Source organism: Candidatus Paceibacterota bacterium (assembly GCA_041661265.1).
Taxonomy (GTDB): domain Bacteria; phylum Patescibacteriota; class Minisyncoccia; order JAHIHE01; family JAGLIN01; genus JBAZUT01.
The window spans coordinates 1-15,071 of sequence record JBAZUT010000005.1 but is presented as its reverse complement, the minus strand read 5'-3'; the positions used below and the strand labels follow the sequence as shown (position 1 = coordinate 15,071).

The 15,071-nt window shown below is 43.1% G+C and carries 14 protein-coding genes, 1 tRNA gene and 1 pseudogene; 12 read left to right on the top strand and 4 right to left on the bottom strand.

The features are described from left to right. Positions 1 to 52 precede the first annotated feature (52 nt). Both WC788_04700 and WC788_04695 read right to left on the bottom strand, forming a co-directional pair. Positions 53 to 637, bottom strand: a complete 585-nt coding sequence (locus WC788_04700) for a hypothetical protein (GenBank protein MFA6096895.1) — start codon at positions 635 to 637, stop codon at positions 53 to 55. 27 nt (positions 638 to 664) lie between these two features. Then, positions 665 to 1,015, bottom strand: coding sequence for a hypothetical protein (locus WC788_04695; protein ID MFA6096894.1), 351 nt, complete (start codon positions 1,013 to 1,015; stop codon positions 665 to 667). Between WC788_04695 and WC788_04690 the strand changes: the two genes are divergently transcribed. From WC788_04690 to WC788_04660, 7 genes and pseudogenes are all read left to right on the top strand, one after another. Beyond that, on the top strand, positions 1,014 to 1,145 hold the full coding sequence (locus WC788_04690) for a hypothetical protein (protein ID MFA6096893.1): 132 nt from the start codon (positions 1,014 to 1,016) through the stop codon (positions 1,143 to 1,145). The genes WC788_04695 and WC788_04690 overlap by 2 nt on opposite strands. A gap of 27 nt (positions 1,146 to 1,172) precedes the next feature. Further along, positions 1,173 to 1,454 (top strand): hypothetical protein, encoded by a 282-nt coding sequence (locus tag WC788_04685; protein ID MFA6096892.1) that lies wholly within the window; start codon positions 1,173 to 1,175, stop codon positions 1,452 to 1,454. Positions 1,455 to 1,617: 163 nt separating this feature from the next. Next, positions 1,618 to 4,431, top strand: a complete 2,814-nt coding sequence (gene uvrA / locus WC788_04680) for an excinuclease ABC subunit UvrA (GenBank protein ID MFA6096891.1) — start codon at positions 1,618 to 1,620, stop codon at positions 4,429 to 4,431. A gap of 82 nt (positions 4,432 to 4,513) precedes the next feature. Continuing rightward, positions 4,514 to 8,077 carry a GNAT family N-acetyltransferase gene (locus WC788_04675; protein MFA6096890.1) on the top strand — a complete coding sequence of 1,188 codons (3,564 nt, stop codon included), beginning with the start codon at positions 4,514 to 4,516 and terminating at the stop codon, positions 8,075 to 8,077. A gap of 53 nt (positions 8,078 to 8,130) precedes the next feature. Next, a pseudogene (locus WC788_04670) lies at positions 8,131 to 8,325 on the top strand (hypothetical protein). A gap of 50 nt (positions 8,326 to 8,375) precedes the next feature. Beyond that, positions 8,376 to 8,936 (top strand): GNAT family N-acetyltransferase, encoded by a 561-nt coding sequence (locus tag WC788_04665; protein ID MFA6096889.1) that lies wholly within the window; start codon positions 8,376 to 8,378, stop codon positions 8,934 to 8,936. 109 nt (positions 8,937 to 9,045) lie between these two features. Beyond that, positions 9,046 to 9,405, top strand: a complete 360-nt coding sequence (locus WC788_04660; GenBank protein ID MFA6096888.1) for a hypothetical protein — start codon at positions 9,046 to 9,048, stop codon at positions 9,403 to 9,405. 603 nt (positions 9,406 to 10,008) lie between these two features. Here the strand turns inward: WC788_04660 and prfA are convergent. Beyond that, a complete protein-coding gene (gene prfA, locus WC788_04655; protein MFA6096887.1) occupies positions 10,009 to 11,070 on the bottom strand; it encodes a peptide chain release factor 1 in 1,062 nt (353 codons plus the stop codon). Positions 11,071 to 11,145: 75 nt separating this feature from the next. Next, positions 11,146 to 11,445 carry a 50S ribosomal protein L31 gene (rpmE, locus tag WC788_04650; GenBank protein ID MFA6096886.1) on the bottom strand — a complete coding sequence of 100 codons (300 nt, stop codon included), beginning with the start codon at positions 11,443 to 11,445 and terminating at the stop codon, positions 11,146 to 11,148. A 318-nt stretch (positions 11,446 to 11,763) separates the two neighbouring features. Here rpmE and rpsB point away from each other — a divergent pair, with 318 nt between their 5' ends. The 5 genes from rpsB to WC788_04625 all read left to right on the top strand — a co-directional run bounded on the left by rpsB (position 11,764) and on the right by WC788_04625 (position 14,962). After that, on the top strand, positions 11,764 to 12,474 hold the full coding sequence (gene rpsB, locus WC788_04645; GenBank protein MFA6096885.1) for a 30S ribosomal protein S2: 711 nt from the start codon (positions 11,764 to 11,766) through the stop codon (positions 12,472 to 12,474). Between the two features lie 25 nt (positions 12,475 to 12,499). Continuing rightward, positions 12,500 to 13,084, top strand: coding sequence for a translation elongation factor Ts (tsf, locus tag WC788_04640; protein ID MFA6096884.1), 585 nt, complete (start codon positions 12,500 to 12,502; stop codon positions 13,082 to 13,084). Positions 13,085 to 13,117: 33 nt separating this feature from the next. After that, positions 13,118 to 13,903 carry a regulatory iron-sulfur-containing complex subunit RicT gene (ricT, locus tag WC788_04635; protein MFA6096883.1) on the top strand — a complete coding sequence of 262 codons (786 nt, stop codon included), beginning with the start codon at positions 13,118 to 13,120 and terminating at the stop codon, positions 13,901 to 13,903. A 22-nt stretch (positions 13,904 to 13,925) separates the two neighbouring features. After that, positions 13,926 to 14,897, top strand: a complete 972-nt coding sequence (locus WC788_04630; GenBank protein MFA6096882.1) for a tetratricopeptide repeat protein — start codon at positions 13,926 to 13,928, stop codon at positions 14,895 to 14,897. Next, positions 14,888 to 14,962, top strand: a tRNA-Thr gene (locus WC788_04625). Before WC788_04630 ends, WC788_04625 begins: the two co-directional genes overlap by 10 nt. Positions 14,963 to 15,071: the final 109 nt, after the last annotated feature.

Sequence of the window (15,071 nt, the reverse complement as noted above, 5' to 3'; positions counted from 1 at the left end):
ATTCCTGCAAATCCTGGTGTATGTTCATTCAAAACGCGTATAAAATTTCATATCAATTGTCCAGAAATTTCTTTCCGTTTACCTTTCCGTCGAATTCGTCTTTGAACTGCCTGCAAAAATGCTCTTTTTTATTCTTGTTGACGAGCTCGCCGGTTTCGTCCACAATGGGCCGTTTGTGCTCAGAGCCGACCGGCATAGTTGCGAGCATTAGCATGAATTTTGCATCACCAAGTTTTTTCTCGTGATCTCTGATGAAATTAATGCATCCGTTCTTTGTTTTTTGTATTTTTTCTTCCATATCTTTTGCAAATTCGGTTTGCGCATAGCCCCGCCATTCTTTATTCAGGTCTTCCTCGCTGAACAGCTGCACCATGCCGTTTTCGGAAAGGAAAACCTTGTCTATCGGAAGCAGGTTTTCCCAGTTTTTTGAAAAATATTGTATGGCGATAAAAACTTTCCTGCCATTCTTGTCTTTCGTCTCGGTTACCGCATCGATCTTATAGTTGATATCTTTTTCGGGATCTCCGGGGTCGATCTTGAACCCAAACTCTTTTTCTAGGACTTTTTCTGTTGCAACGGTTCCTATTATAGAATTTCTGCATTCATTGCCATAATTATGCCCCTTTTCGTCGGGCATTCCTTTGAATTTTATTTCGTATTCGCATCAGAATTTTTTTATGATCTCGGATTTATCGCTATTTTCCTTGATAAAATCGACCATATTGCTGAGCCATCTGGAATCATGCATGCTTATCTCCTTGAGCTTTCCGTAATTTCCACGGCTAGTTTCTCTTTCCTGGAATCTTTTCTTTACATTTTCGATCTCATCAAGCAGCCGTTTTCCAAGATCCGGGATCTCGATCTTTGTAAGATCCGTATTCATAAGTTCGTATCCTTTGGATGCGAGAAAATCAGATTTCTTTTTTTCTGTTTCTTTCGCTCTATTTTCAAAATCTTTTTTATATGCAGCCAAGGGGTCGGTAGGCGGCTTGTTTTCTGCGGGATTTGCACTCATGTTGATTTCAGGACTGAAAGCCATGGTTTTGGGTGAATTTGTTATCGTGACATACAGTAACTATATTACATCCGGGGGAAAAAGCAAAGAACTCCGGATGTCGTTTGACTTTTTTGCCGGATATGGATAATATTTAGCGTATGGAGGTTTTCTGTAAATGGAAAATGAACAAAAGACAGAAGAAAAAAAGACATTCAAACAACTGGTAGCGAGATTGCACGAAATAAGAGCTCTCATGAACCAGGAAACCATAACATGCGAATTTTCGGGCGACAGGATACTGGTGATAAGCAAGGAAAATGTTCCTGAATATCTCGGCCCTGAATTTGAAGTGGGGTCCTTGGACATATTGCCCGAATCGCATAATATTCCGGAAGTAAAAGGCATTATGGATTCGCTTGCCGGTTCAGAGCTTCTGAGTGTATATAAGTCCTACTGATAAGCCCATTTCAATATAAGTGGGTTTTTTTCTTGAGGAAAACCTCGGAAAGCCAGAACCATTTATCCGTTTTTCATCGGGCGGACCGGCTCTATGCCTGGACATAGGCCTTCATCCGGAGTAAGATGGTGGAGCTATCAAAAAAATCTGCTATAATCCATATATGAAAAAGATAATCATAAAAGGCGCCCGGGAACATAATCTCAAGAACATAGACCTTGAACTTCCGCGGGACAAATTCATAGTTTTTACAGGCATATCGGGATCCGGAAAATCCACGCTGGCTTTTGATACGATCTTTGCGGAAGGACAGAGGAGGTATCTCGAGAGCCTTTCCAGCTATGCGCGGCAATTTCTGGGGCAGATGGAAAAACCCGATGTTGATTATATTGAAGGGCTTTCTCCGACGATCTCTATAAGCCAGAAGGCCGCATCCCACAACCCGAGGTCCACTGTCGGGACCATAACCGAAATATATGATTATATGCGCCTTTTCTTTGCGAAGATCGGCGTTCCTCATTGTATCAATTGCGGCAAGCCGATAACGGCGCTTTCAATCGAGCAGATGGCGGACAGGATCCTGGAGATAGGAGAAGGAAAAAATATCAGAATATTTTCGCCGATCGTGCGCGGGAAGAAAGGGGAATATCTCCAGCTTTTGAATGAGATGTATAAAAGGGGATATTCAAAGGCCAGGATCGACGGGAAGCTCGTAAAGCTGGATGAAAAAACGAATCTGGAAAGATATAAGATGCATGATATTGAAGTTCTTGTGGATGAATTGAAGATAAGCGAGAAGAATATAAGCAGGATATTCGAAGCCACAGAGCAGGCCGTGGGCCTTTCAGAGGGCCTGGTCAGGGTTGCATATGACAAAGAGGAGCTGACGATGAACAAGGATCTTTCTTGTGTTGATTGCGGGATCGCTTTTTGCGAGATCGCGCCGCGTCTTTTTTCGTTCAACAGCCCATATGGCGCCTGCGAAGAATGCAACGGGATCGGAAGCAAGATGGAGATCGATCCCAAGCTCGTCATGCCTGATCTTGAAAAAACAATAAGCGAAGGAGGGATCCTGCCGTGGAGCTACAAAGAGAATAATTTCTATGGATCTCTTTTGAATTCAGTGGCGCAGAAATTGAGGATATCGCAGAACACGAGGCTGAAAGATCTTCCGAAAGAGAAGTTGGATACGATACTTTTCGGCGGCAAGGAAGAAGAAACGATCGAAGTCATGTATTATACGAAACAGGGAACCCGTGCCTTTAATCTGCGCTTTGGGGGTCTTATAAAAGACCTGGAAAGAAGATATTTTAAGACGGAATCCCAATCGTGGCGGAAGGAAATAGAAAAATATATGAACACCAGCCCGTGCAAAAAATGCGGCGGGGCCAGGCTGAAAAAAGAAGCTCTTTCGGTGAAGGTCAAAGGAAAGAACATTGCGCAAGTTTCGGCGATGTCCATCACTGAATCTCTTTCATATTTCGGCAATCTCGATCTTTCAAAGCGGGAGCAGATGACGGTCGGGAAAGTGGTCACGGAAATAAAGAACAGGCTTGGTTTTTTGGTTGATGTCGGTTTGAACTATCTCACGCTGGACCGGAGCGGAATGACCCTTGCCGGCGGAGAGGCGCAAAGGATAAGGCTTGCTTCCCAGATAGGGTCCGCTCTTGTAGGAGTCCTTTATGTTCTTGATGAACCGTCGATCGGCCTTCATGCGAGGGACAACAAAAAACTTCTGGCAACACTGAAGCATCTTCGCGATCTCGGGAACACTCTGATCGTCATCGAGCACGACGAGGAAACGATGAGGGAGGCGGATCATCTTGTGGATATCGGGCCCGGCGCAGGAAAGAACGGCGGGAGGATCGTTTATTCGGGATCATATGAAGGGATCCTGAAGAACAAGGAGTCGATAACCGGAGACTATCTTTCGGGCAGGAAGAAGATCGAGGCTCCAACATCAAGAAGGAAGATCGGAAAGAATTTCATTACGGTATACAAGGCGACGGAAAACAATCTCAAGAACATTGATGTCAGCTTTCCAATGAAGGTCCTCACTTGCGTGACCGGAGTTTCCGGGTCGGGAAAGTCGAGCCTGGTCAATGAGGTTCTTTATAAATCCGTTGCAAGGAAGCTGCATCACCTTATGCAGAAGCCCGGAAAGCACGGGAAGATCGAGGGCATCGACAATATAGACAAGATCATCCAGATCGACCAGTCTCCGATCGGGCGTACGCCCAGGAGCAACCCTGCGACATATACGGGACTTTTCACGCCCATCAGGGAGATATTCACGCTTACTCAGGATGCCAGGGCCCGCGGCTATCAGCCGGGAAGGTTCAGCTTCAATGTGCCGGGAGGGCGTTGCGAGGTTTGCAAGGGCGAGGGGCTGATCCAGGTTGAAATGCAATTTCTGCCGGATGTATATCTTCCGTGCGAGGTTTGCGACGGAACCAGATACAATCAGGAAACCCTGAAAGTGAAATATAAAGGCAAGAACATCGCTGAAGTTCTGGATATGACGGTCGCCGACGCTTCAGTTTTTTTCAAGGATATTCCGCAGATCTCCGACGCGCTCGAAGTTCTGAAAGACGTGGGTCTCGGATATATCCATCTCGGACAGGCGGCGACAACCCTATCCGGCGGTGAAGCGCAAAGGATAAAGCTTGCCACCGAACTCGCGAGGCGCGCAACGGGAAAAACTCTGTATATTTTGGATGAACCGACGACGGGACTGCATTTTGACGACATAAAAAAATTGCTCGACGTCCTGAACCGCCTGGTGAACGGCGGAAACACGGTCATTGTCATAGAGCACAATCTTGATGTAATAAAATCCGCTGACTATGTCATCGATCTCGGGCCTGAGGGAGGCGACGAGGGAGGAAGGGTTGTTGCGACCGGAACTCCCGAGCAAATCGCAAAATACAAAGAATCATATACGGGAGTGGCGTTGAAAGGGATTCTAGACGCATAATCGGCATAGTAATAGCAAATAACCGTTTTTTTTGATAAAATAAGGCAGTAGCCAGGGACAAGTTCTAATTATTCAAAGTAATATGAAAGAACAAAATTTTGAAAGTCAAATTGGGAGGATTGCAGTGACAGACAAGAGGACGGAACAAGAAAAGGCCGGAAATCCTATCGATGTTAAAATGTTGAAAGAAGAGCTTAATTTCACTCCGGAGCAGCGGGACGCGCAGCAAAAGATAATCCAAAGTCTTCGGTCTGGAGATTTGCAGGATGCATTGGCCATAAAGGAAGAATTTTCTTTGCCCGATGAAATATTATCAGGCCTTGAAGAACGAGAAGCTGCCTGTGAAGGGATGTCTTTGGAGTTGTCGAGAGGGTTATTTAAAAATGCTTTAGAATTCCAAAACAAATTTATTTTGACCGCTGAGCAAGTTGCCAAATCTGCAAAAGACGCATTTACAGAATGTCTTCTTAGTTATTACGATTCCGGAGAATATGGCCACTACATCGAATATGCTCTAAAAATACAGGAGGATTTTTCATTATCCGCACAAACCGTTCAGGAGGTTGGCATGAAAGCGATAATTGCCTGTTTATCTTCCTATTATAATCCGCAGAAAGATGAGGAATATTTAAACTATGCGGATGAAATAATAGAAAGGTTCAACATCTCAAACGAGATGATTTCAAACGCCAAGTTACAAAACCAGGTTAAAAATGTGATAACAAGCGACCTGGAATACGGATGTGTTAGTCACATTTCACAAATCATAGAAAAATTTTCAGTAAAGCCAGAGACAATTTACAGTTCGGAAGTGAAATCGTCTGCCAAAGAAGCCTTGTGTATGTGTTTGTGCGATGGCAGGTTCGATGATGCTGAAAAAGTTAAACACACTTTCTCTCTTGCGCCGGACGAGATCCAATACTCTGTCAGAAAAGCTTTAGGCGATTGTCTGTTGGATCGTGACCATGAACAATTTGCCAAAGAAATTGATGACAAATTTCCGATACCGCCGAAAGCGATGCAGGATATGTTTAAGAAAGTTATTGATTCATTTATAGATGACAGAGATACATCCCGAATCATAAACTTAATTGATAATTATCCAGTTTTGGAAGATACTATCAATGATCCGGAAATTCAAAAGCGCGCTGCGGAGTTCGCGCTGAACGAATTGCTTGAATATCGGTCAGATGAAAATAATAACGGACGGGATTATTTCTGTTTCATTGAAAGCGCTGTCGATATTGTCGAACGGTTCCATTTGTCGGCGGAATTATTTTCTAAGCCCAATATCCAGAATGTGTTGAAGGAGGCATTGGTGGAGTATTTGTATAACGGAGAGACTGACAATGCCTATCTTGCGATGGATAAATTTAAAATCAATATTACTCCCAGTGAACTGGTCGACAGAGATCCCGTTGTGAAAAAAATGCTTAACAGAATTAAAGATACCACGCCCGTTTTTTATGAGCAGGCTTTAAAGTCAATGGATATCGCTTTTTCTCTTTTTTCTCTGGCAAAAAATCCCGAGCAGGCTCTCGATGCTATCAAAAATAATCCCTTTTTGATTGAAGCGGTGTCGGAAAACCCTAGGTTTGGTTCTAAGCTTTTAGTAAAATATCCTGAATTTGACGAAGATTCAAAGGACAATATCAAATTCATGTTTGAGGCAAAAAAAGAAATATTGTCTGAGAATCCCGAAATGGATCCTGAATCAAACGAATTCAGGATCGCAATGCAAAAAAACCTCAAGACTTACAAAAACAATGGAAAAATAGTGGAAAAAATAGCCAGTAACGGTATCGATGTTGAAAAGTGGCTTAACTATTCCGAAACGGAATATTTTTCTCTGGACTCAGGAAACAGTAAATTGTCTTTTTCAGAGACCGTTGCCACTCCCATTAACAGAATAAAAGAAACGATATCAACCTATACATATAGGGTCAAGGAAGTGATAAAGGAATATCAAGAGGATCTCATGGGTCATAAACTTCAGGATAGCGGCAATGATGAAATGAATGAAGTTATGGAAAAAATGGAGAACGAACTTTCAAGAGCGATAAAAGAAGGCAATGAGGTTAAGGCCAAAGGCATGGAAACCGGGATTGCTAATCTCAAGGAAAAAATGAAAAAACGAAAAGAAATTCCTCTTTGGGACAAGATCATGGGGGATATTAATGCATTCGATAGATTAAAAAATGACGTATTCAAAAGTCATGATAATGTGATCAAAGCCGAAGAAAAATTCAAAGAATACTCCTCGGATAAAACTGTTGCGGCCAGAGACCTTCTGGAGGCAAAGCGAATTTTATCCAGGGCGAAAAATGATCTCAAGGAAAAATTCGGTTTGTTGGAAAAAAGGATAGAAGATTTTCGGGAAAATATCGGATCTATTCTTTCTGTGGCCCTTGGGGAAGCGAGATCTTCTTCTCTGGTGCAGGAAATAAAAGAAGGTTTGGGCGAACAATTCAACCATTACGATTCGGATAGTTCCACATTGGCCAATCTTTTTTCCGAGAGGTCTGATAGGGAAAGGGAGAAGCTCGAAAGTCGTCCGATGAGCATATTTGCTTGGGCCAGAAATCCCGATGTTGACCTATATCAGGGAAACTATTCTCCATGCTGTATCTCGATTGAATCTGGCTTTTATGGCGATTCCAAAGAATCTACTATTTCTGATTATGGGACTGATCTGGGTATACAGATAGTAAATATCTGGGATGAGGCTAAGAATGAACCGGTTACGGCCGCATGGTGCTGGATAGGCACAGACGAAGATGGCAATTCAGCTCTGGTCGTGGATAATATAGAATCAAACACTCTTTATAGTACGAATTATTCGGAGCAGTTGTCGGATAAACTATTTGAATATTTGATGAATTATGCCAGATCCATAGGTGTCAAGAAGCTGGTCATGGGCAAGGCGAATAATGACCTTCCCTCTGCCAGTGGGATTGTAAAAATGGACTCCGATGATAAGACTTATAAAAAAACTGGTGAGTACAATCGTCCGGGTGGCTATTATCTTGAAGCTGAAGAGGCGGGAGTAAAAATTATTTGGGAAAATCAAAACGAGAAAGAGCAAAAAAAGAAACGGAATAGCAAATCAAAGATTGGATTCAATAATTGTAAAACAAGGTCTCTATCCAGGGAAGATCTAGATAATGTTTTAAAACTTGAAGAAGAAGTTTATGGAAATGAAGATCTTAATCAGGGAGAGGAATTGATTGTAGATATAGAAAATGGTAATGGTTTTGATTATTCTTTAATTCTCACTGGCGAAGAAAGTAGCGGCAAGAAAGAAGTACTGGGTTATATAGTCGGAGTGGAAGATGAAACCGATGAGGGGAAGTCTTGTGTTTATCTTGAAGATATTGTTGTCTCTCCAAAGGCCCAAGGTCAGGGTTTTGGCTGGGAGATAATGAAAAACATGATTGAAAAATTGAAAGATAAAGCTGCTAAAAGCGGAAAACCATTACTGTTCGATATGCATTTGAGGGAAAGCTCCCAACGATTGATTGAGAAGCATAAGGAAGACTTAAAAACATTGGGTTTGAGGCTCGTTGATGAAGCGCTGGTTCCGGATTATTATAATGAAGGTGAAGATGCTTTGTATCAAATATATGAGATAACCGATAAGCAATAGCATTTCTAGATTCTGATGGCAGATTTGATTGAATGTTGAATAAGCACCTGAACCGCCTGGTGAACGGCGGAAACACGGTCATTGTCATAGAGCACAATCTTGATGTAATAAAATCCGCTGACTATGTCATCGATCTCGGGCCTGAGGGAGGCGACGAGGGAGGAAGGGTTGTTGCGACCGGAACTCCCGAGCAAATCGCAAAATACAAAGAATCATATACGGGAGTGGCGTTGAAGGATGTGCTCTGACCATGAAGGTCGTATGGCCGGGAATTAAATATTAATTTTACAGATTCAGTATGAAAGATAATAATTTCAGTGATCATGAGACCAGGTCTTTGGACAGGGGAGATCTCGGCGAAATCATCAGGCTCGAAGAAGAGATATATGCGAAGGATGAACTCATCCAGGGGAAAAGACTGATAGATGACATCGAGAGCGGGAACGGTTTTGATTACTCTGTTGTTCTTGTCGGAAAAGGGGACGGCGGAGAGAAAGAATTGCTGGGATATGCGATCGGAGTCGAAGATAAAACGGATAAAGGCGAACCGTGCATCTATCTTGAGGACATTGCCGTCTCTCAAAAAGTCCGGGGCCGGGGGCTGGGCTGGGTGATAATGAAAGAAATGATCGGAAAAATAAAAGTCAAGCTGAAGGAAGACGGAGAGTCGTTGCTGCTCAGCATGCATTTGAGAGAAAGTTCCAAAAGGCTTTTGGATAAACACAAAGAAGACCTGGAGGCATTGGGCCTGAGGCGGATCGATGAAGTGCTTGTGCCGGGATATTACAGTAAAAATGAGAATGCTCTATATCGCATCTATGAAACGATCAGGAGATGGAACACTCCTCTGCAGAGCTGAAAACGAAACGATATTTCCAGTATTGCGCCGGGGGAGACGATGGGGCGGCATAATATCAGTTGACGCAATACCGCGCTTGCATTACCATATAAAAATGGAGGCATAAAAATTGGATATAGACGAAAGAATAGCGGAAATAAAATCAATAAACGCAGGAAAAGAGTCTGAAGTTGTTAGGATGAAAAAAGAACTGGTCAAACTGGTCAAAGAAATTTCTATGGGCTTTGGACTCGAATATTCTGCAGGTCCGGCAAGAGTAATCTCAATAACAAAATGGTCAGATGGGTTAAAACAAACAAAAATAAACTGGTTAATAAATAATATATCAGAAATCCATGAGTTATGTCTGAAATATGAGACAGCAGAAGATCTGGATTATCTCGATCCTCATATAATAAAAGCCATTCATATATTTATAATGAGGGATGACGTTGTTGTCGCAAAATATAATAAAATAATTGCGGTTTAATTGAATCGCTTTTTTTATTTATGGTTCCAGAAATTAAGCACAAAAAAACAGACTGAAATGTCTTGTTGTTTAAATCGATAAAAAATTTTAGATACGAGAAAAGGATAGGGTTCTTTGCTCCAGGTTCTTATCCCGGATTGTCTCCGCTATTTAGCAGGGACTGAAGCCTATCCTTGTGTTCAATTGTTTAATTCCATTAAAATCTTTCCTCCTTTTGGCGGACGTCCGACCCTATCGGACGATTTTTTATTCTCTCTCTCAACTCAAACTATGTCAAATTCTCGAACAAACGATTTTATTTTTTTAGGTGGTGAGCTATGATCAAAGTTTCCTTTTTCGCGATGGCATTCACAAAGTTTGCCTGGTGTGACAATTATTGTCATTGCACTGAGCTAAGCTCGTAGTGCCTTAAATTTCGGCGCTTATCTTGAACACCAATGTCCAAATTCTGCTTTGATCGCTGACGTCTATGGTCTCGGCTTTTCAGCTTTGACTTGCCATTGTAGCACAAAACGTAAGACTTGTCAATACCTGCCGGTATATTTCGGTCCGTATAACAAAAAAGCGCTAATTAGCGCCATTTCTGCGTGTATCTCAAAAGGCTCATTTTCCTCTTTTTTTGGCAAGATCGGCCTGTTTCAGCGCTTCAATGATATCGTCAACATTTCCTTCGAGCACATGTCCGATCTCGTGCCAGCTTTGTTTGATCCTGTGGTCGGTGATCCTGTCTTGGGGATAATTATAGGTCCTGATCTTTTCACTCCGGTCTCCGGTGCCGATCTGGCTCTTTCTCGCATCTTTTTCTTCTTTCATCCGTTTTTCTTCTTCTGCGGCCAGGAGCCTGGATCTCAGGATCTGCATCGCTTTCGCCCTGTTTTTCAGCTGGGATTTTTCATCCTGGCAGCAGACAACAAGTCCGGTGGGAACGTGGGTTATCCTGATGGCTGAATAGGTCGTATTCACGCTTTGTCCTCCCGGCCCGGAAGAACAATAGGTGTCAATCCGCAGATCCTCATTCCTGATCTTGATGTCGGCCTCTTCGGCGATCGGAAGCACGGCCACTGTGGCGGTCGAAGTGTGGACGCGTCCCTGCTTTTCGGTTTCGGGAACTCTCTGTACGCGATGGACCCCGCTTTCATACTTCATCTTCGCAAAAACGTCGTCTCCGTCTATTTCGAATATGACCTCTTTGAATCCGCCGATGGATGAGACATTCGAGTTCAGGATATATGTTTTCCACTTGTTCTTTTCCGCGAATTTTCCGTACATCTTGAAAAGTTCCGCCGCAAAAAGCCCGGCTTCGTCTCCGCCTGCTCCGGCGCGGATCTCGACGATCACATCTTTTTCATCCCTGGGATCTTTGGGAATGATCATTTCTTCAAGTTCGTTTTTCAGCTTTTCGGCCTCTTTTTCAAGCTTTTCATTCTCTTCCTGCGCCATTGCTCTCATTTCTTCGTCTTCATCGCTTTCGATCAATCCCTTGTTGTCCTTGATATTCTTTTCCAGAATAAGATAGTAGTCGTATTTCTCAACGACAGTCCGAAGCTTGTTCTGTCTTTTGCTCAAGGTTCTGAATTTTTGCGTATCCGAAATGATCTCATTCTGGCTGAGTTTCACGGTGATATCCTCATATTCTTTTTTCAGTTCGTCGAGTTTTGCAATCATAAATGTTTTTATCTAAAAACCCCATTTCGTCTCCGGCCGGGCCGGAAGAAAAAAATGAGGTCTGGATATGAATCGCTAATTATTGTCAGTGGCGGTATCGGTCACAATACTTTTCTTTTCGATCTTTTTGATGGATTTTGCCGATCTCTTTTCCTTTTTCGATCGGAGCTTGCCTTTCTTCTGGCCGAGCAGCTTGTTGAATCTGTCGACGCGCCCTGTTGAATCGACTATCTTTTTCTGTCCCGTATATGTCGGATGGCAGGCGCCGCATACTTCAACATTGATCTCGGACGTAGATGATCTCGTTTCGAACGTGTTTCCGCATACGCATTTCACGATGCATTTGCCATATTTTGGATGAATATCTTTCTTCATATTTTTCTGGATCTTCTTATGTTTAATTAAATATATTTTAAAGCTTTTACATTCTAGCAGAGAAATTTATATTTGGCAAGTTTTCGCGGCCTTTCCCGGGAGCGGCCCGGATCTGCTGTTTTTTCTTCAAACTATTGCCATATTTTATTTTTGTGTTATACTGTTTTCTAGCGTAAAGCGAAGTGTAATCTTTGAATAGTTTGTTAATTAGCTAATATGCCCGGAAGGGCGAAACCTGGCGGAACGATGAAAAAGCGAATAGCTTTGTCCGGAATAAAAAAAGCCGGATCATACGCCGCCTAAAAGAAAGGAATCACAATGAGCGTTAAAAAGAACGAAGAGATCAGCATGATGGATATGCTGAAAGCGGGTGTTCACTTTGGCCACAAAAAGTCAAAGAGGCATCCGAAGATGTCGGAATACATCTACACCGTAAGGAATGGGATAAACATAATCGACCTCGCGCAGACGAAGCAGAAATTGGATGAGAGCGTCGAATATGTCAAAGAGCTTACTGCAAAAGGAGGCGTGATTTTGTTTGTGGGTACAAAGAGACAGGCCAAGAAGATCGTCAAAGAAGCTGCTGAAAAGTGCGGCATGCCATATGTAAATGAGAGATGGCTTGGCGGAACATTCACGAACTTTGACAAGATCTATCCGGGAGTCGAAAGATATAAAGACATTGTCAAGCAGAAGCAGGCCGGAGAATTGGAGAAAAAATACACCAAAAAAGAGATCGTTGAGATCAATAGAGACATTAAAAGGATGGACATCAAATACGGCGGGATCAAGGATATGAAAAAGATCCCCGAGGCGATCTTCATTGTGGATATCATAGAAGAAGAAACGGCAGTCGCCGAAGCGAAGGCGAGAAAGGTTCCCATCGTCGCAATTGTCGACACGAACACCGATCCGACTTTCATTGCAAAGCCCATTCCTTCGAATGACGATGCCATGAGATCGATCGAACTTGTGGTGAATGCCATCTCTGAGGCAGTGATCGAAGGGAAAGCAAAGATAAAAAAATAGTTCTAATAACCTAAGATCAATATATATGATAAATGCACAAGATGTAAAAAAGCTGAGAGATTTCACGGGCGCCGGCATGGTTGATTGCAAAAAAGCCCTTGAGGAAAGCTCTGGCGATTTTGACGCGGCCATAAAAGTTCTCAGGAAAAGAGGTTCCAAGATCGCCGACAAGAAGGTCGGAAGGGGAACTGCCGAGGGGTATGTGGGGTCATATATTCACAGCAACGGAAAACTTGGCGTTTTGATCGAAGTCAATTGCGAGAGTGATTTTGTGGCGCGAGGCGAAGAGTTCAGGAGCCTGGTCCATGACCTGGCTATGCACATTGCTGCGGCAAGCCCGAAATACGTGAGCGCTGCAGAAGTCGATCCCGCATTCGTAAAGGAGAAGAGAGAGGAATTTGCAGAAGCGACCAAGAACGAGAAGAAGCCGAAAGAGGTTATCGAAAGGATAATCGAAGGAAAGATGCAGAAATATCTCGAGGAGGTGTGCCTTCTTTCCCAGCCGTTCGTAAAGGATCCCGAGAAGAAGGTGGGCGAGCTTGTGACCGAAAAGATCGCAAAGTTCGGAGAGAATATCCAGGTGAAAAGATTTACAAAATTCGAGATCTAGTAGCCATTATTAGCAAAAACTGATTTTTTCAATATGAAGATAAAAGTTAAAATATTTCCGTGGGAAAGTCCTATGGTATGCGATTCCGGGAATTGGGGTTTGGATGTCGGCGACAGCGTTGTCCTGAACCTTGAATCGGGCTCCGAAGCGGGCAGGGTCGAAGAGGTGAATGTTAAAGACGATTCCCCTGAGATCCCGAAGATCGTGAGAAAGGCGACATCGGTCGATGTTGAAACATTGAACAGGAACAGGGAAAAGGCCAAGGAAGCGATCAACGTCTGCAAGAATCTCGTCAAAGAGAAAGCGCTTCCGATGAAGATCGTGGATGCTCATTTCAGTTTTGACGGAGGAAAGATCGTTTTTTCTTTCATAGCCGAAAAAAGAGTGGATTTTCGCGATCTTGTGAAGATACTTTCAAAGAATTTCCAGAGATCGATCAGATTGCAGCAGATCGGATCCAGGGATGAAGCCAGGGGAAAGGGCGGATTCGGCGCATGCGGAAGAGAGCTTTGCTGTATAAAATTTTCGGGAAGCCTGAAAAGCGTGACAACCGACGACGCAAGGGTCCAGCAGATGGGACAGAGGGGAAGCGAAAGGCTTTCCGGTCTTTGTGGAAGGCTGAAATGCTGCCTCGGTTTTGAATCCGATGTATACAGGAAAGCGCTGGCAAAGATGCCTGATCTCGGAACGGAGATCATTGTTGAAGGCAAGAAGGCGATCGTGAAAGACAGGCATATCCTCGAGGAAGAGGTTACGGCGATGTTTGATGATAAAAGCGCAAAAAGAGTTCCTCTCGGCAAAATAAAGCAAAAAAAATAGTTCTATCACCTAATACAAAAATATGGAATTTGACTTGATTCCACAGGTCATTATAATGATAGCGTCCGGAGTGATCATCGTTATACTGGGAAGGAATATTCCCAAGCTGAAAGACGATGCAAGCGATGGTTTTTGGTCAGGGAATTATAATGAAGTCGAAAAAAGGGAAAGGGAAAAGTTCCAATATCTTTATGAAAGACTGGTGAAAAAGATCAGCAAGGAAGAATACAAGAAAAAAATGGATCTTTTCTGGATCTGGTTCGAAAAACTGTTAAGGAAGGCCAGAATTAATTTTTTGAAATTCGACAACACGATCGTTGCACTCATTAATAAGCTTCGGGAGAAAAATGTCGAGAAGATCGAAAAACTGTTCAATGATAATGAAGAGAAAGATGAGCATGACGTGAAAACCGGAAGCAATGCCGTTTCCGCCGGTGTGAACAAGGCTTTTGGAAAAGTGAGAAAATTCGATTGGAAGAATATAAACAAGCATGCAGACATGCAGGTTCCGGAAAAGAAAGCGGTCGAGCCGGAGGAGCCTGTCTTCAGCGCAGAGCCGGAGATCCGGGAAGGATCGGCAAATATTGTTTCTGAAAAAATTTCCGATATTGTTCCCGGAACTGCTATCGTTCCTGAAACTGCAGAGGCTGTGAATGAGATCAATGAAAAAAACGCGGATGCGGAAGATATTGTTGAGAATTTGGGAGATGAGCGGAAGACGAACAAGGAAAAAGAATATATAAAGATGATCATGAAGAATCCGATCGATGTGAAGGCCTATTGGCATCTTGGAACAATCTATGCGCGGAGAAGGAACTACAAGGACGCCATTGAGTGCTTCCGCCAGATAACCAAGATCGATCCGACGTATGAGAAGGCGAAGCACAAACTCACTGAAATATTGGGAAAAATGAAAAAAGGCGTAAGAAGGGGAAAAGAAGATAGCGAGGATCAGGATGAAGAAAAAGGGATCGACCCAAGCATGCCGACTTAGCTCAATGGCAGAGCAACTGTTTTGTAAACAGTAGGTTGTCAGTTCGACTCTGACAGTCGGCTCCAAATAACCAATAACTCATGACCCATAACTTATAACGAAAAGGAAGACACATTATAGTTATAATAGTTATCAGTCATGAGTTGTTAGTTAACTATGCCGTTGTAGCTCAGT